This is a genomic window from Pseudomonas sp. yb_9 (assembly GCF_043103635.1).
Lineage (GTDB): Bacteria > Pseudomonadota > Gammaproteobacteria > Pseudomonadales > Pseudomonadaceae > Aquipseudomonas > Aquipseudomonas monteilii.
Map to the genome: position 1 here is coordinate 73,641 of NZ_JBICKA010000029.1, position 15,570 is coordinate 89,210.

Annotated in this window: 17 protein-coding genes; 8 read left to right on the forward strand and 9 right to left on the reverse strand. The window is 63.6% G+C overall.

The window, feature by feature from the left end; genetic code table 11:
• Window positions 1-39: 39 nt before the first annotated feature.
• Window positions 40-2,223 carry a patatin-like phospholipase family protein gene (locus ACF8MI_RS07935; protein ID WP_392517459.1) on the reverse strand — a complete coding sequence of 728 codons (2,184 nt, stop codon included), beginning with the start codon at window positions 2,221-2,223 and terminating at the stop codon, window positions 40-42.
• Between the two features lie 67 nt (window positions 2,224-2,290).
• Between ACF8MI_RS07935 and ACF8MI_RS07940 the strand changes: the two genes are divergently transcribed.
• Complete coding sequence (locus ACF8MI_RS07940; RefSeq protein ID WP_003259082.1) at window positions 2,291-2,572, forward strand: SelT/SelW/SelH family protein; 282 nt, start codon at window positions 2,291-2,293, stop codon at window positions 2,570-2,572.
• Here the strand turns inward: ACF8MI_RS07940 and ACF8MI_RS07945 are convergent, their stop codons facing one another.
• Window positions 2,573-3,460, reverse strand: coding sequence for a DMT family transporter (locus ACF8MI_RS07945; protein ID WP_392517460.1), 888 nt, complete (start codon window positions 3,458-3,460; stop codon window positions 2,573-2,575).
• 405 nt (window positions 3,461-3,865) lie between these two features.
• Between ACF8MI_RS07945 and ACF8MI_RS07950 the strand changes: the two genes are divergently transcribed.
• Window positions 3,866-4,678 carry a UDP-2,3-diacylglucosamine diphosphatase gene (locus ACF8MI_RS07950; RefSeq protein ID WP_060497464.1) on the forward strand — a complete coding sequence of 271 codons (813 nt, stop codon included), beginning with the start codon at window positions 3,866-3,868 and terminating at the stop codon, window positions 4,676-4,678.
• 24 nt (window positions 4,679-4,702) lie between these two features.
• On the opposite strand, the gene ACF8MI_RS07955 is transcribed toward ACF8MI_RS07950, so the two are convergent.
• The gene (locus ACF8MI_RS07955; RefSeq protein ID WP_060497463.1) at window positions 4,703-5,014 is read right to left on the reverse strand and encodes a DUF962 domain-containing protein; all 312 of its coding nucleotides are present in this window, start codon (window positions 5,012-5,014) and stop codon (window positions 4,703-4,705) included.
• A 154-nt stretch (window positions 5,015-5,168) separates the two neighbouring features.
• On the opposite strand from ACF8MI_RS07955, the gene ACF8MI_RS07960 reads away from it, so the two are divergent.
• On the forward strand, window positions 5,169-6,230 hold the full coding sequence (locus ACF8MI_RS07960; RefSeq protein ID WP_060497462.1) for an AraC family transcriptional regulator: 1,062 nt from the start codon (window positions 5,169-5,171) through the stop codon (window positions 6,228-6,230).
• On the opposite strand, the gene ACF8MI_RS07965 is transcribed toward ACF8MI_RS07960, so the two are convergent.
• Window positions 6,187-7,641, reverse strand: a complete 1,455-nt coding sequence (locus ACF8MI_RS07965; protein ID WP_060497461.1) for a TrkH family potassium uptake protein — start codon at window positions 7,639-7,641, stop codon at window positions 6,187-6,189. The genes ACF8MI_RS07960 and ACF8MI_RS07965 overlap by 44 nt on opposite strands.
• Before the next feature lie 181 nt (window positions 7,642-7,822).
• On the opposite strand from ACF8MI_RS07965, the gene ACF8MI_RS07970 reads away from it, so the two are divergent.
• Entirely contained in the window at window positions 7,823-8,380 is a 558-nt protein-coding gene (locus ACF8MI_RS07970) for an NAD(P)H nitroreductase (protein WP_016711869.1), read from the forward strand.
• Between the two features lie 85 nt (window positions 8,381-8,465).
• Here the strand turns inward: ACF8MI_RS07970 and ACF8MI_RS07975 are convergent, their stop codons facing one another.
• The 5 genes from ACF8MI_RS07975 to ACF8MI_RS07995 all read right to left on the reverse strand — a co-directional run bounded on the left by ACF8MI_RS07975 (window position 8,466) and on the right by ACF8MI_RS07995 (window position 12,246).
• Window positions 8,466-9,806 (reverse strand): HAMP domain-containing sensor histidine kinase, encoded by a 1,341-nt coding sequence (locus ACF8MI_RS07975; protein ID WP_060497460.1) that lies wholly within the window; start codon window positions 9,804-9,806, stop codon window positions 8,466-8,468.
• Window positions 9,807-9,863: 57 nt separating this feature from the next.
• A complete protein-coding gene (locus ACF8MI_RS07980) occupies window positions 9,864-10,280 on the reverse strand; it encodes a Spy/CpxP family protein refolding chaperone (protein WP_019099114.1) in 417 nt (138 codons plus the stop codon).
• A 188-nt stretch (window positions 10,281-10,468) separates the two neighbouring features.
• Window positions 10,469-11,146, reverse strand: a complete 678-nt coding sequence (locus ACF8MI_RS07985; RefSeq protein ID WP_060497458.1) for a response regulator transcription factor — start codon at window positions 11,144-11,146, stop codon at window positions 10,469-10,471.
• Between the two features lie 205 nt (window positions 11,147-11,351).
• The gene (locus ACF8MI_RS07990) at window positions 11,352-11,651 is read right to left on the reverse strand and encodes a YciI family protein (protein ID WP_060497457.1); all 300 of its coding nucleotides are present in this window, start codon (window positions 11,649-11,651) and stop codon (window positions 11,352-11,354) included.
• A gap of 1 nt (window position 11,652) precedes the next feature.
• On the reverse strand, window positions 11,653-12,246 hold the full coding sequence (locus ACF8MI_RS07995) for a septation protein A (RefSeq protein WP_016711865.1): 594 nt from the start codon (window positions 12,244-12,246) through the stop codon (window positions 11,653-11,655).
• A gap of 67 nt (window positions 12,247-12,313) precedes the next feature.
• On the opposite strand from ACF8MI_RS07995, the gene ACF8MI_RS08000 reads away from it, so the two are divergent.
• The 4 genes from ACF8MI_RS08000 (at window position 12,314) to scpB (ending at window position 15,419) form a co-directional block, all read left to right on the forward strand.
• The gene (locus ACF8MI_RS08000) at window positions 12,314-13,174 is read left to right on the forward strand and encodes a PHP domain-containing protein (protein WP_019099116.1); all 861 of its coding nucleotides are present in this window, start codon (window positions 12,314-12,316) and stop codon (window positions 13,172-13,174) included.
• A gap of 13 nt (window positions 13,175-13,187) precedes the next feature.
• Complete coding sequence (locus tag ACF8MI_RS08005) at window positions 13,188-13,817, forward strand: L-threonylcarbamoyladenylate synthase (RefSeq protein WP_060497465.1); 630 nt, start codon at window positions 13,188-13,190, stop codon at window positions 13,815-13,817.
• 125 nt (window positions 13,818-13,942) lie between these two features.
• Window positions 13,943-14,668, forward strand: a complete 726-nt coding sequence (locus tag ACF8MI_RS08010; RefSeq protein ID WP_164525265.1) for a ScpA family protein — start codon at window positions 13,943-13,945, stop codon at window positions 14,666-14,668.
• On the forward strand, window positions 14,655-15,419 hold the full coding sequence (gene scpB, locus ACF8MI_RS08015; RefSeq protein WP_200928696.1) for an SMC-Scp complex subunit ScpB: 765 nt from the start codon (window positions 14,655-14,657) through the stop codon (window positions 15,417-15,419). The genes ACF8MI_RS08010 and scpB overlap by 14 nt, the downstream gene beginning before the upstream one ends.
• Window positions 15,420-15,570 lie beyond the last annotated feature (151 nt).

Genomic DNA, 15,570 nt, shown 5'->3' on the forward strand with positions numbered 1-15,570 from the left:
GGCTCGATCTGCTTCTACTTGAAGCTTGCAGCTTATAGCTCAGAAGGTATGCCCAAGGTTCAGGTACACCGCCTGCTCATGCGCACTGTTGGTGCCATAGCTGAAGTTCAGCGGCCCAAGAGGCGTCTCCAGCCCCAGGAAGATACTCGCCGCATTGATGTACCCGCTGTCGAACGCATTGTCGTTGTTCCACGCCCGCCCACGTTCCAGCGACCCGCCAATGTACAGCGGGAAGTCCAGCGGCACGTAGGCCCGTGGCGTCAGCCGGCGGTAATAGACCATGCGCATCAGGCTCACGTTCTGCCCCGACACCGCATCCTGGCGGAACCCTGACAGCTGCCGCGCGCCACCGATCACGAAGCTCGACGTCACCACTTCGGCGTCATCCAGCGTGCGCCCGTAGCGCCCGCCCAGCACGAAGGTATTCGGCCCGCTGCTGATGGCCTTGTCCAGGTTGAACAACCACTGCCGATAATCCTGGTCCGAGTCCAGCGACTTGTCGTACTTGCGCAGGGTCAGGCCTATGTCTTCGCCGCTGTGGGGGAAGTACACGTTGTCGAGGGTGTCGAACGAGTACTTCAGCTCGTAGAAACCTTCGTTGAAGCTGACTTTGGGCAGGTCCTGGTCGCCGATGCGCACCTCGGCCTCGCCCCACGCCTTGCCCACGCCCAGGCGCACTTCGCCATTGGTGCCGATCTGCCGGCCAACGTTCAGGCCAAAGCCGTAGCGCTCCAGGCGGTATTCGGCGATAGGGTCGTTGTCCAGGGTGGCCTCGATGTTCTGCGAGCCGAAGTCCAGGTACGGTGCGATGAAGTAGCGCGAGCCCACGTCCAGCGGCTGGTAGAATTCACTGTACAGCTCTTGCTGGTCACCGATCTGGCCACGGGTCAGCCATTCGGCACCCAGGCTGTTGATGCCGTTGACCCGGTAGCTGGCACCCAGGTTGAAGGCGCTGTCGCCACGCAGGTCGTCCGACAGGTTCAGGCCCAGGCGCAGGTAGTCGGTACCGCCGCGTCGGCCGCGGGCATTGATCACCAGCGTGTTGTCGTCGCCCTTGTGCGCCACGCGGTACTGCACCCGGTCGAAGTAGTCCAGGCCATACAGCGTGCCCATGTCGGTCTGCAGGCGGTCCAGTTCCAGCGGGGCATCGATCGGCTGGCGAATGTAGGAACGGATGACATCGTCGCTGACCTTGGAGTCGTTCTCGATCCGGATCGCGGTAATCACCGGTGTGCGCTGACGTGGCGAGCGGGCCACCGCCAGGCTGCTGTCTTCGGGCTGGCGCAGGCTGGCAAGGCGCGGGTCGAGCAAGCGGGTGGCGCGGTAGCCAGCGTCGATCATGTCCCTGGCGCGGCCGAAGTCGGTTACGCCAAACGCAGTCAGCGAAGGCTGGATGAGGATATCGTCGCGGTGCAGGCTGGCCAGTTGCTCTTCCGAGTTGCGCCGGGTCATCAGGGTGATCGACTGGTTGAGCACGTCGACCACCGTGGCCAGTTGCTTGCGGTCACGCAGCGGGGTGCCGATGTCGACCACGATGGCCAGGTCCACGCCCATTTCCCGGGCCACGTCCAGCGGGATGTTGTCGACCATGCCGCCGTCCACCAGCAGGCGACCCTCCAGTTCGACCGGGGCGAACACGGCGGGGATCGACATGCTGGCACGGATTACCTGGGGCAGGTGGCCGCGACGGAACACCACTTTTTCGCCACTGGCAATGTCGGTGGCCACGGCGCGAAAGGGGATGGGCAGCTTGTCGAAGTCGCGTGTGTCGGCGGTATGCGCCAGCTTGCTTTCCAGCAGCAGCGCGAGGTTCTGGCCCTGGATGACCCCCAGCGGCAGGCCTAGGCTGCCGTCGTCGCGAAAGCTGAGCTTCTGTTTGACGAGGAAATCGCGGTCATCCTGCTTGCGCCGGAACGGCACGTCCTTGCGCGGTGGGGCATCGGACAGCGCCTGTTGCCAGTCCAGTGTGGTGGCGAGCTTTTCCAGCTCTTGGACGCTGTACCCCGAGGCGTACAACCCGCCGACCACAGCCCCCATGCTGGTGCCGGGGATGGCGTCAATGCGCACGCCTTGTTCTTCCAGGGCCTTGAGCACGCCGATATGGGCCAGGCCACGGGCCGCGCCACCCGACAACACCAGCCCGACCTTGGGCCTGGCCGGTTCGGCGGCAATTGCCGTGAGGCTGGTGAGGGAGAGCAGAAAGCAGAACAGCAAACGGCGCATCGTGAGTCTCAAACCGTGGGCTAAAGACCGCTAGTATAAGCGGCCCCTTACCTGGAGATGCGTCACCATGGCCGACAGCAAGCCCGAAATAGTCATCACTTATTGCACCCAGTGCCAATGGCTGCTGCGTGCCGCCTGGCTGGCCCAGGAACTGCTCAGCACCTTTGCCGACGACCTTGGCCGGGTGGCGCTGGAGCCGGGCACCGGCGGCATCTTCCGCATCACCTGCAATGGCGTGCAGATCTGGGAGCGCAAGGCCGACGGCGGGTTCCCCGAGGCCAAGGTGCTGAAGCAGCGGGTACGCGACCAGATCGACCCTCAGCGTGACCTTGGCCATAACGACCGCTGATCACGCACCTTCGGGCAGTGGCTGCTTGGGCGGCTGCTCGGCGGCCAGGCGGCTGGACAGCACGATGGCGAAGATGATCAGCGCGCCGCCCAGCAGCATGCGCAGCGTAGGGGTTTCGGCGAACACGACCCAGGCCACGGCAATGCCGTAGACCGGCTCCATGCCGAATACCACCGCGGCGGTGCGCGCCTTGATCACCGCCAGGCTGGCGACGAACAGGCTGTGCGCCACGCCGGTGCAGAAGATACCGAGCAGGGCGATCCACAGCCAGTCCATGGTTGCCACGTCTGCCAGGCCGGGTGCTGCGAAGGGCAGCAGGCACAGGACCACCACTAGGTTTTGCCACAGCGCAGCCTGAACCGCAGGCAAGCGCCCGGAGCCGGCGCGGTTGGTGAGTGACAGCAGCGAGAACAGCAACCCGGAAAGCAGTGCCCAGAGCAGGCCGCCCGTGGCTTCGCTGGCCAGATCGAAGGCCGGTGTGACCAAGACCAGGCCAATGCTGACCAGCAGTACGAGCACGGTCTCGTTGCGGCGGATGCGTTCGCGGAACAGCAGGCCTTCGAGGATGACGGTAAAGGCCGGGAAGCTGGCGAAGCCGAGGGTGGCGATGGCCACGCCGCCGACTTTGACGGCGATGAAGAAGCTGACCCAATGGCCGGCCAGCAGCACACCACCGAGCAGCAGGCGGCGGATGTCCTGACTGCTCAGGCGTTGCCAGCCCGGGCCGGCGAGGCTGGCGAACAGGGCCAGGGCAAGCACGGCGAAGGCGGCGCGGCCGAACACGATGATTGCCGGGCTGGCGCTGGCAGCCAGTTTGCCGAAGACGCCGGTCAGGCCGAAGAACAGCGCGCCAATGTGCAGGGCGCCCAGGGCGGTGCGGTGGTTCATGGTGGTCCTTGCTCAAGGTCTCTATTGGCTTTGAGATCGAGCGCCGCCCGCGCGGCGCATCGCGAGCTGCGCTCGCTCCTACGTTTGTTTCGGGCCAGTAACGCCTGTGACAGGCGCGCGCGACCGCCTGGTTTGTACGACGCAATATTGCGCCATGCGCTAAGGCGTACGCGCGCAAATCCCACAGGAAAAATTGGCCCGAAACAAACGTAGGAGCGAGCGCAGCTCGCGATGCGCCGCGCGGGCGGCGCTCGATCTCACAGGCGCTCGAAATGTCGAGGCGATCACGCTCGCCATATTCAGCCATTGTGCCTCATTCCCGGCACACCATCACTCGTCACCGTTTTGCCACGGCGCTGTCACGCGCGCCTGCCAGTCTCCAGCAAACTGCGCCGGAGCCTGCCCATGACCCATGCCGAACTGTCCCGTCCCTCGCGCAAGCAACGTGTGCGCACTTTGTGGATCTCCGACGTGCACCTGGGCACTCGCGACTGCCAGGCCGAGCACCTGTCGCAGTTCCTCAAGGGCTACCAGGCCGACCGGGTGTACCTGGTCGGCGACATCATCGATGGCTGGAAGCTGCGCGGCGGCATCTACTGGCCGCAAGCTCACACCAACGTGATCCGCCGGCTACTGACCATGAGCAAGCGCGGTACCGAGGTGATCTATGTCACCGGCAATCATGATGAATTTCTGCGCCGTTACTCCACGTTGATACTGGGCAACATCCAGCTGGTGGATGAGGCTGAGCACCTGACCGCTGATGGTCGTCGGCTGCTGGTGATTCATGGCGACCAGTTCGACGTGATTACCCGTTATCACCGCTGGCTGGCGTTCCTCGGTGACCGCGCCTACGAGTTCACCTTGGTGCTTAACCGCTGGCTCAATCACTGGCGTGCGCGGTACGGCTATGGCTACTGGTCACTGTCGGCGTACCTCAAGCACAAGGTGAAAGGCGCGGTGAACTTCATCAGCGACTTCGAGGATGCCATTGCCCACGCGTGCACCCGTCGTGGTTTTCACGGTGTGGTGTGTGGGCACATTCATCACGCTGAAATCCGCAAGTTAGGCGAGGTGGAGTACCTCAATTGCGGTGATTGGGTGGAGTCATGCACGGCGCTGATCGAGCATTGGGATGGCAGCATCGAGCTGTACCGCCTGGCGGATGCCCAGGCACGGGAAGCGCAGGTAGCCGCGGCGATGCGAGAACCGGCATAGAGGGCTGCTGTGCAGCCCTGATGCCTACAGGCTGATCTTTCCCAGCAGGATATCCCTGAACATCACGAAATCCCCTATCAGGCTGTAAAGCGGATAGGTAAAGGTTGCCGGCCGGTTCTTTTCGAAAAAGAAATGCCCGACCCAGGCAAAGCCATAGCCGAACAGTGGCACGGCCAGCAACAGCAACCACTTGCCACTGCCGATGGTATAGGCCAGCAAGGCAATCACCACGCTGGTGCCGACAAAGTGCAGGCGGCGGCAGGTGGGGTTGCTGTGTTCCCCCAGGTAGTACGGATAGAACTCGGCAAAACTGCGAAACTGCGCTGTGCGGTTCATGGCAGTGCTCCGGGATTAATACTTCTGGACAAGATGCACGGCGTGGAGCCTGATTCGAGTCTAGAGTGATTGGCGGGGCCTACCAGTGACAATAGGCGCCAATTGAGTATCCTTGGGGTTCACCGCAGGAGCGGTCGGTAGAAAGAAGCCTGTCATGAGCGAAAGAACCACGTCAGCCAGTTGGGCATCAGGGATTGTGAAGGCACTCGAACTGGAAGGGCTGGACTGCCAGGCCATGTTCAAGCAGCTGGGGCTGGACTTCGCGGCTCTCGACGACCCTGACGCCCGCTTCCCGCAAGACTCCATGACCCGGCTCTGGCAGCTGGCGGTGGAGCTGTCGGGTAATGAGGCCATCGGCTTGAACATGGCGCGGGTGGTACGCCCGGCGTCGTTCCATGTGGTGGGCTATGCGTTGATGTCCAGCCGTACGCTGGCCGAAGGCTTCGAGCGCCTGGTGCGTTACCAGCGCATCATCGCCGAAAGCTCGGACCTGAGCTTCGTGCTTGGCCCTGAAGGTTATTCCCTGATCCTGACCGTACACGGCGACCACCTGCCACCCACGCGGCACAGCGCCGAGGCCTCGCTGGCTTGCGCGCTGGCACTGAGCAAATGGCTCAGCGGCCGCCCGGTGCAGCCGAGGCGGGTGCTGGTGCAGGGGCCTCAGCCGAAGAATATCGAACCGTACAAGGTGGCGTTTCATTCGCCGCTGGTGTTCGGTGCGCCGCACGATGCACTGGTGTTCGAACGGGCCGACATGGAGGCGCCGCTGCCCACTGCCAATGAGGCCATGGCGGTGTTGCATGACCGTTTTGCCGGGGAGTACCTGGCCCGTTTTTCCGAAAGCCGGGTTACCCACCGCGTGCGTCAGGTGCTGTGCCGCATCCTGCCGCAGGGCGAGCCCAAGCGCGCGACCCTGGCGCAGGCCCTGCACCTGTCGCAGCGTACCTTGCAGCGGCGGCTGCAGGAGGAGGGCACCAGCTTCCAGACCTTGCTCGACGACACCCGCCGCGAGCTGGCCGAGCAGTACCTGGCCCAACCGGGCATGACCCTGCTGGAGGCCGCATACCTGCTGGGTTTTGCCGATCCCAGCAACTTCTACCGGGCATTCCGCCGATGGTTCGATGCCACGCCGAGTGAGTACCGTGCCCGTATGGGCGCGGAGGCCGACGCGGTCAGTGACGCCAGAACGCCGGCATACACAGCACCAGCACCGTAATGATTTCCAGTCGGCCGAGCAGCATGCCGGCCGCCAGAATCCACTTGGCTGCGTCCGGCAGCGTGGCGTAGTTGCCCGACGGGCCGATCACTTCGCCCAGCCCCGGGCCCACGCCCGAAACCGTACCGGCGGCACCGGTCAGTGCGGTCATCCAGTCCACGCCCAGCAGCGACAGCAGCAGGGCCATGACGCAGATGGTGATGGCGAAGAAGAACGAGAACGTCAGGATCGAACGCACGATGTCTTCATCGAGGCGGTGGCCGTTGTATTTCTGCTTGATCACCGCGCGCGGGTGGATCAGTTGGTTAAGGCTGGCCTTGAGCAGGATGTAGGCCACCTGGAAACGGAAAATCTTGATACCGCCCGCCGTCGAGCCGGAGCAGCCGCCCACGAAACCCAGGTAAAAGAACAGCATCAGCGAGAAGTTGCCCCACAGGCTGTAGTCGCCCAGGGCGAAGCCGGTGGTGGTTACCACCGAGGTCACGTTCAGCGCCACATGGCGCAGGGCGTCGAGCCAGTGCAGGTTGGTGCTGTACCAGTACCAGGTACCCAGCACCAGCCAGGTGACCAGCAACATGCCCAGTAAACCCTGCACCTGCTGGTCGCGGATCAGTGCCTTGCGGTTGCCACGCAGGGTCGCTACGTAAAGGGTAAACGGCAGGCTGCCCATGATCATCACCACTACCGCCACCCAATGCACGGCCGGGATGTCCCATTTCGCCAGCGACTGGTCAGAGGTGGAGAAACCGCCGGTAGAGATCGCCGACATGGCGTGGTTGATCGCATCGAACGGGCTCATGCCTGCCCACCAGAAGGCCAGCGAGCCAAGGATCGAGAAACCGACGTACACCCCCACGATCGACTTGGCGACCATGTGCGAGCGCGGCATGACCTTTTCCGAGCGGTCGGACGATTCGGTCTGGAACAGGCGCATGCCACCGATGCGCAGCAGCGGCAGGATCGCCACCGCCATGGCGATGAAGCCGATACCGCCAAGCCAGTGCAGCATCGAGCGCCACATGAGAATGCCGGGTGACATGGTGTCGAGCCCGCTGAGCACGGTGGCGCCGGTGGCGGTGATGCCCGACATGCTTTCGAAGAAGGCGTCGGTGTAGCTGATGTGCTGGGTCAGCAGGAACGGCAGGGCGGCGAACACGCACACCACCAGCCAGCTGCTGACCGTCAGCAGGTACATGTCGCGTGGGCGCAGATGCACATGTTCGGGGCGCCCCTGCACCACCAGGGCCAGCCCGGCGATGAAGGTGATCAGGCTCGACCAGAGGAACGACGGCATGTCACCGGTGCGTTCGAAAATTACCAGGGTCGCCATGGGCACGGCCATGCTGACGGCGAGGGTAATCAGGAAGATGCCGATGATGAAACCAATGATCCTTAAGGTCGGCAACGCCATGTGATCTGCTCTGACTCGATTCGGAAGGGCGCCATTCTACCTATGGGTTGGTGAGCTGCAAGCTACGAGCTTCAAGCTGCAAGAAAGAGCAACGTACGCCGGCCTGCTTCTGCTTGAAGCTTGCAGCTTATGGCTAGCAGCTTGAGAATGGCCGCACATTCAACTGCCAGGAGGGTAGCCGATGGAGGCTCTCGACGCATTGCTCAACCGTGTTTCCGTGCCACGCCTGACCGACCCGGCGCCCAATGCCGCTCAGCGCGAGGCGCTGTTCCAGGCCGCGTTGCGCGCCCCGGACCACGGCCAGCTGCGCCCATGGCGCTTTCTGACCATTGAAGGCCAGGGCCGCGAGAAGCTGGGCGAGCTGTTTGCCGAAGCCGTGCAGAGCAAGGGCGACGCCAGCCAGGCCGCGCTGGACAAGGCCCGCGCCATGCCGTTGCGGGCGCCGTTGCTGATTGTGGTGGTGGCCAAGCTGCAGGATCACTTCAAGGTGCCGAAGTCTGAACAGCGCCTGGCGGCGGGCTGTGCGGCGCATGGCATCCTGATTGCCGCGCATGCGCAGGGTATCGGCGCGGTGTGGCGTACCGGGGACATGGCATTTGATGCCCATGTGCACAAGGGGTTGGGGTTGGCCGAGAACGAGGAGTTGATCGGGTACCTGTATGTCGGCACGCCGCTGACCGAGCCGCGTACCGCGCCGATCCTGGAAACGGCTGATTTCGTCAGCGTCTGGGGCGAATAACGCGGGCTTGGCTTGATTGCTGTATCAGGGCATCCGGCCCTTTCGCGGGCAAGCCCGCGAAAGGGCCAGTGGCCTTGACATCACCTCAACTGCCAGCAGCCTCCGCCACAGGCAACTCCAGCCTGGCCACAAACCCACCTTGTGGATGATTGTCCAGAACCAGGCTCCCGCCATGGCGCTCCGCCGCCTTGCGCGCAATCGCCAGTCCCAGCCCATGCCCCGGCGCCTCCTGCCCCGGTGCACGGAAGAACGGTTCCCCCAGTTGCACCAGATGTTCTGCTGCCGCCCCCGGTCCATGGTCACGCACGCTTATCACTATGCGGTCCTGCTCACGCACTGCATTCACTTCTACCGGCTGCCCGACCGGATTGAAGCGCAAGGCGTTGCGCAGCAGGTTGTCCACGGCCCGCTCGATCAGCGTCGGCCAACCTTGCAAGGTCAAGCCAGGCTGCGCTTCAAGGCGCACATCCTGGTCGGGCGCGCTGAGCAAGGCATCCTTGCGCACGCTGCCCAGCAGGGCGTTGAGGTCGACCGGTTCGGCATGAGCCTGCTCGGCATCCACCCGGGCCAGGGCCAGAATTTCGCTGATCAGGTCTTCCAGGCGGTCGCACTCGCGGGTCAGGCGTGGCCACAGGGTTTCCCGCTGCTCGGGCCCGGCGCGCTCGGCCAGCGCCAGGGCAATTCGCAGCCGGGCCAATGGGGAGCGCAACTCGTGGGACACATCGCGCAGCAACTGGCGCTGGCTGCCGATGGTGCTTTGCAGGCGCGCGCCCATCTTGTTGAAGTCCTTGGCCAGCACACCGAACTCGTCGCGCCGCGCTGCCAGCCGCGCCAGGCTGTTTTGCTGGTAGGTGGTCTGCCCCAGGTCATGCACCGCGCTGCGCAGGCGGCTGAGTGGGCGGGTAATGGACAGGGTCACCAGTAGGCTGAACAACGTCAGCACAACCAAGGCAATGCCCAATGCACTGAGCGGCCACATCAGGCTTTCGCGGTGCCAGGCATCCAGTGCCGGGTGGGGGATGCGGTAGATCAGCAGGTAGGTTTCGCCGGTGTCGGGGCTGGTGTATTCCTCGGTCAGCCTGCGCCACGGCAGGCGCCGCTGGTCATCGTGCTGGCGCGCTTCGAAGGCCGCAGCACGGCGCGGGAAGGTGCCGGGCACCACGGCTTCGCCACTGTCGTCGAGCACTTGCACGTCGATCTTGTAGCGGTCTTTGCGCCGTTCCAGGAAGTGCTGTGCCGAATCCAGGCCTTCCTGCTCGTAATGCTTGGCCCACTTGCTGGCCAAGGTATTCAGGCCCGGGTGACGGCTGAGGATCCAGGCGTCCTGGTTGAGCATGTGGCCCAACAGGATCGACAGGCCTGCGACCAGGGTAATGGCCAGCCAGAAACTGGCCAGGATGCGCCAGAACAGTGAACGCAAGTGCACCTCCTAAACGGAAAAGCCCGGCCCGCAGTGATGCGGGCCGGGCATTGGGCAGACAGCTTACTGAGCCTTGGTGCCTTTTTCAGCTTTCCAGGCCTGGAACTCCTGCCACTCGGCTTTCTTGGCGGCGCGTTCCTTTTGCAGTTCGTCGAACTTCTTCTGCTGCTCAGGCTTGAGCAGGTTGCGCACGGCGCTGTCGGTCTTGTCGCGGCTGGCTTTCAGCTCGTCCTTCATGGCTTTCTGGTCGGCGGCCGGCAGCTTGGACAGGTAGCGCTCGGTGATGTCGCGGCGCTGTTGCATCTGCTCGCCCATCAGCTTGCCGATCTGCTGGCGCTGGTCGCGGCTCAGGTCCAGCTGATGGAAAGGCGCATCACCGCGATGATGTGGGCCGTCGTGACGCGGGCCGCCGTCAGGCATGGCCATGGCCACGGTCGGCAGGGCGGCGGCGAACATCAGGGCGATAAGGGTCTTGCGCATGGTGTCTCTCCTTTCATAGGCCGGTGGTTACCGGATGAGCACAGTCTAGGGAGATCACCGTCAAGCGCAGTCAGGGGATGGTAAAGGCTCGGTAAAGAACAGCTTCAAGTTCCAAGCCTCAAGCTGCAGGTGAAGCCGATTGCGATCCTGCTCTTTCTTCTAGCTTGCAGCTCGTAGCTTGTAGCTATTTACAGGCAGTAGTAGTAGCCACGGCTGCGCAACGCCACGATGCGTGGCCGGCCATCGGCGTGGGGGCCAATCTTCTTGCGCAGGTTGCTGACATGCATGTCCAGGCTGCGGTCGTACAGGGTCAGCTTGCGGCCCAGGCCGATTTGCGCCAGCTCCTGTTTGTCCAGCGGCTCGCCGGGCTGGCGCAGCAGCGCTTCGAGAATGCGGCTCTCGGACAGGGTCAGGGTCATTTCGCGGCCATCGATACTGGCCACGCCACGGGCAGGGCTGTACACCAGGTCGCCCAGCTCCACCTGGCTGGTGGTGGCGGTGGGGTGGCTGCGGCGCAGTACGGCGCGCAGGCGGGCGGTGAGCTCACGTGGGTCGCAGGGTTTGGCCAGGTAGTCGTCGGCACCCAATTCGAGGCCAAGGATGCGGTCCAGCGGCTCGCCACGGGCGGAGAGCATCAATACCGGCAGTTCGGTATGTTCGCTGCGCAACTGCTTGAGCAGTTCCAGGCCGCTGCCATCGGGCAGCATCACGTCCAGCACGACAGCAGCCGGGGCGTGTTCGGCCAGGGCCTGGCGTGCGCTCTGGCCATCGTGGCAGGCACGTACGGTGAACCCTTCCTGGGTCAGCCAGCTGCCGAGCAGCTCGCACAGCTCTTGGTCATCATCAATCAGTAACAGCTCGCTCATGACTCACTCAATTCAACCAATGACGGCGGCTATTCGGTCCGCCAGTGGCAAAGATACCGCAGACTGATGGCAACTGTGTAACTGCCTCTACCGCGTCGCCTTCTTCGCGGGCAAGCCCGCTCCTACAGGGACTGCACCGATGCCGAAGCTTGCACCGTACCTGGGGGAGCGGGCTTGCCCGCGAAGCAGGCGGCGCGGTCTCAGATCAAGGCAGCACTTGCTTGAACGGCTTGACCACCACCTTGTCGTACACACCCGCAGTAATGTACGGATCGGCATCGGCCCAAGCCTGCGCCGCCGCCAGGTTTTCGAACTCGGCAACGATCAGGCTACCGCTGAAGCCCGCTTCGCCCGGGTCGTTGCTGTCGATGGCCGGGTGCGGGCCGGCCAGTACCACGCGGCCTTCGGCCTTGAGCTGCTGCAGGCGTTCGATATGCGCCGGGCGGGCAGCCAGGCGCTTTTCCAGGGAGTTTGCGACGTCGCTGGCGATGATGGCGTAGAGCATGTCAATCCTTGGGTTTGGAGGTAGAAGGGTCGTCGTGCAGGTGGCGCGACAGGTACACGCCTTGCGCCACCAGGAAGATCACGGTCATGCCCAGGCTGCCGAACACCTTGAAGTCCACCCAGAAGTCCTGGAAGGTGAAGGCGACGAACAGGTTGGCCGCGCCGCAGAACAGGAAGAAGGCGATCCAGGCCACGTTCAGGCGCGCCCAGATGGCATCGGGCAGTGTCAGCGCGTGGCCCATGATGCGCTTGATCAGCACCCGATCACCGATGAAGTGGCTGCCGGCAAAGCCCAGGGCGAACAGCCAGTTCACCACCGGCGCCTTCCACTTCAGGAAGGTTTCACTGTGGAACGTCAGGGTCAGGCCGCCGAACACCAGGCAGGCCACCAGGGTCAGCCACTGGCCCTTTTCAAGCTTGCGCTGGCGCAGGAACAGCGCGCCATACACCACCAGCGAGCTGATGATCAGCATGGCCGTGGCGCTGTAGATACCGCCGAATTCGAAGCTGTGGCCGGCGACTTCCAGGGGGCGCGGGTCCAGCTTGTAGACGATGAAGAACAGCAGCAGCGGGATGAAATCGATGAATTGTTTCACAATGGCAGCCAGAATCGGGATGTGACGGCATAATAACAAACATCGATTCCAGCGAAAGCGCTCCTCCATGAATGTTGATCTGCACTGTCACAGCACGGCCTCCGACGGCGCCCTGTCGCCCTCGGTACTGGTTGCCCGGGCCCATGAGCACGGGGTGCAAACGCTGGCACTGACCGACCATGACACCATCGAAGGCCTGCCCGAAGCACGCCAGGCCTGCATCGAGCGGGGCATGCGCTGGGTTAGCGGCGTCGAGCTGTCGTGCACCTGGGGTGGTGCGACCATCCATGTGCTGGGTTATGACTTCCCGCTCGACGCGCCGCCTTTGCTGGCGGCAATCGAAGCGCTGCACCGTGGCCGCTGGCTGCGCGCCGAAGAAATCGACAAACGGCTGGCCGCCAAGGGCATGCCTGGCACCCTCGAAGGCGCCCGTGCCGTGCAGCACGAGCTGGGCGACAGCGGCAACGCCCCGGCGCGCCCGCATTTTGCCGAGTATCTGGTGCGCGCCGGGCACGTCAAGGACCGTGGCGAAGCGTTTCGCAAGTGGCTGGGCGCCGGCAAGCTGGGCGACGTCAAGCAGCACTGGCCGACCCTCGACGAAACTGTCGCCACCCTGCGCCAGTCCAAAGCGTGGGTGAGCCTGGCGCACCCCATGCATTACGATCTGACCCGCAGCAAGCGCAGACGGCTGATTGCCGACTATATTCAGGCAGGCGGGCAGGCACTTGAGGTGGTCAACGGAATGATGCCGGCCGAGCAGGTGGGCACCCTGTCCATCCTTACCCGTGAGTTCGGCCTGCTGGCAAGCGCTGGCAGTGACTTCCACGGCCCCGGCACCTGGGGCGAGATCGGTGCCTATCGGCCTTTGCCCGAGGACTTGCCACCTCTGTGGCGTCGATTCAGCCATGAACAGCCTTTGGCGCTATGAACAGGACGACTACGTGAGCCAATTTTTCCAGATACATCCGGAGAACCCACAGGCGCGCCTGATAAAACAGGCCGTCGAGATCATCCGCAAGGGCGGCGTGGTGGTGTATCCGACTGACTCGGCCTATGCGCTGGGTTGCCAGATGGGTGACAAGGCGGCCATCGAACGGGTGCGGCGCCTACGCGGGCTGGACAAGACGCACAACTTCACCCTGATGTGCTGCGACATGTCGCAACTGGGGTTGTACGCCAAGGTCGACACCGGCACCTTCCGCCTGCTCAAGGCGCATGTGCCGGGGCCTTACACGTTCATCCTCAACGGCACGCGTGAAGTGCCGCGCCTGCTGTTGCACGATAAACGCCGCACCATCGGGCTACGGGTGCCGGACCATGCCATCACCCTGGCCTTGCTGGCCGAGCTGGGCGAGCCGTTGATGAGCGTGAGCCTTATCCTGCCGGGCGACACCGAGCCGATGACCGACCCTTACGAAATCCGTGAGCGCCTGGAGCATCACGTCGACCTGGTGATCGATGGCGGCTTCGGCGACCTCAAGGCCTCTACCATCATCGACCTGTCGGGCGATGAGCCTGAGCTGATCCGCGAAGGCTGCGGCGACCCCACGCCGTTCCTGGTCAACGCGTGAGCCAGGTGGAAATGCCCGAGGCACCGGCCGAGCTGGCCGAAGCGCCTCGGCAGTTGCAGTTGGCCCTGGTCTACGGCGAAGCCCTGACCCAGCTGCCGCTGGACCTGTACATCCCGCCGGACGCGCTGGAAGTCATCCTCGAAGCTTTCGAAGGCCCGTTGGACCTGCTGCTGTACCTGATTCGCAAGCAGAACATCGACATTCTCGACATCCCGGTGGCGGAAATCACCCGCCAGTACATGGGCTATGTGGAGCTGATGAAGAGCGTGCGCCTTGAACTGGCCGCCGAGTACCTGGTGATGGCCGCCATGCTTGCCGAGATCAAGTCGCGCATGCTGCTGCCGCGTTCGGCCGATGTTGAGGAAGAAGAGGGCGACCCACGCGCCGAACTGATCCGCCGCCTGCAGGAGTACGAGCGTTTCAAGGCCGCCGCCGAAGGCATCGATGAATTGCCACGGCTAGGCCGCGATGTGGTGGTGCCACGCCTTGAGGCGCCGCAGGCCAAGGTGCGCAAGCTGTTGCCGCAGGTCAGCCTGGAAGAGTTGCTGGTGTCCATGGCCGAGGTGATGCGCCGCAACGACCTGTTCGAAAGCCACCAGATCACCCGTGAAACGCTGTCTACCCGCGAGCGCATGAGCCAGGTGCTGGAGCGCCTCAAGGGCGGTGCTTTCGTGCCGTTTGTCGAGTTGTTTGCCGCCGAAGAGGGCAAGCTGGGCGTGGTGGTCACCTTCATGGCGATTCTCGAGCTGGTGAAGGAATCGCTGATCGAACTGGTGCAGAATGAACCTTTCGCCGCCATTCACGTGCGGCTCCGCCCGGCGCTTGTTGAAGAACCTGATGAACCTGAATGACCCTCGCGACCTGGCGTCGCTGATCGAAGCTTTCTTGCTGGCGTCGGGCAAACCGCAGTCCCTGGAACGCCTGTACGAGCTGTTCGAAGAGGCCGAGCGCCCAGAACCCAAGGTGTTCAAGCAGGCCCTGGACGTGCTGGGCAATTCGTGCAGTGGCCGAGCGTTCGAGCTCAAGGAAGTGGCCAGCGGCTACCGCCTGCAAATCCGCGAGGACTATGCACCCTGGGTCGGGCGCCTGTGGGAAGAGCGCCCGCAACGCTATTCACGTGCGCTGCTCGAAACCCTGGCGCTGATTGCCTACCGCCAGCCCATCACCCGCGGCGAGATCGAGGACGTGCGGGGCGTGGCGGTGAACAGCAACATCATCAAGACCATGATGGAGCGCGAGTGGATTCGCGTGGTCGGCTACCGCGAAGTGCCCGGGCGGCCGGCGATGTTTGCCACCACCAAGGCGTTTCTTGACCACTTCAACCTCAAGAGCCTGGATGAGCTGCCGGCCTTGGCCGAGCTGCGCGAGATGGAGCCGGTGCTCGACCCGGACGATGCGCCAGTGCCGGCGCACCTGCAGGCGTTGGCAGATGCCAGCCTTGGGGAGGAAGAAGAGGGTGTTGAGCCAAAGGAGGAAACCAGCTTCCGTAGCTTGCTGGTGGAGCTGGATGCCATGGAAGAAGGGCTGAAGACCGACTTTGATGATTTGCGCGAGGAAGAGCCTGAGGCCTCGGTGGAAGAGGAGGGCAAGTTACAACCCTGATCTGCTGTTGCCCATACACCACCATTAGGCAGAAACCCCAGCCAAAGCCCACAAAACCCTCTACCCTCCAGTGCGTTCCCCCGCCAAACCGCGTATGATGCGCGGCCTTTTGGCGCGCTCGTCGCCAAAAAACCTGTTTTCATTCCTACAC

Coding starts and splice junctions, on each gene's coding strand:
- ACF8MI_RS07935 (WP_392517459.1), bottom strand. CDS start 2,223: ATGCGCCGTTTGCTGTTCTGCTTTCTGCTCTCCCTCACCAGCCTCACG.
- ACF8MI_RS07940 (WP_003259082.1), top strand. CDS start 2,291: ATGGCCGACAGCAAGCCCGAAATAGTCATCACTTATTGCACCCAGTGC.
- ACF8MI_RS07945 (WP_392517460.1), bottom strand. CDS start 3,460: ATGAACCACCGCACCGCCCTGGGCGCCCTGCACATTGGCGCGCTGTTC.
- ACF8MI_RS07950 (WP_060497464.1), top strand. CDS start 3,866: ATGACCCATGCCGAACTGTCCCGTCCCTCGCGCAAGCAACGTGTGCGC.
- ACF8MI_RS07955 (WP_060497463.1), bottom strand. CDS start 5,014: ATGAACCGCACAGCGCAGTTTCGCAGTTTTGCCGAGTTCTATCCGTAC.
- ACF8MI_RS07960 (WP_060497462.1), top strand. CDS start 5,169: ATGAGCGAAAGAACCACGTCAGCCAGTTGGGCATCAGGGATTGTGAAG.
- ACF8MI_RS07965 (WP_060497461.1), bottom strand. CDS start 7,641: ATGGCGTTGCCGACCTTAAGGATCATTGGTTTCATCATCGGCATCTTC.
- ACF8MI_RS07970 (WP_016711869.1), top strand. CDS start 7,823: ATGGAGGCTCTCGACGCATTGCTCAACCGTGTTTCCGTGCCACGCCTG.
- ACF8MI_RS07980 (WP_019099114.1), bottom strand. CDS start 10,280: ATGCGCAAGACCCTTATCGCCCTGATGTTCGCCGCCGCCCTGCCGACC.
- ACF8MI_RS07985 (WP_060497458.1), bottom strand. CDS start 11,146: ATGAGCGAGCTGTTACTGATTGATGATGACCAAGAGCTGTGCGAGCTG.
- ACF8MI_RS07990 (WP_060497457.1), bottom strand. CDS start 11,651: ATGCTCTACGCCATCATCGCCAGCGACGTCGCAAACTCCCTGGAAAAG.
- ACF8MI_RS08000 (WP_019099116.1), top strand. CDS start 12,314: ATGAATGTTGATCTGCACTGTCACAGCACGGCCTCCGACGGCGCCCTG.
- scpB (WP_200928696.1), top strand. CDS start 14,655: ATGAACCTGAATGACCCTCGCGACCTGGCGTCGCTGATCGAAGCTTTC.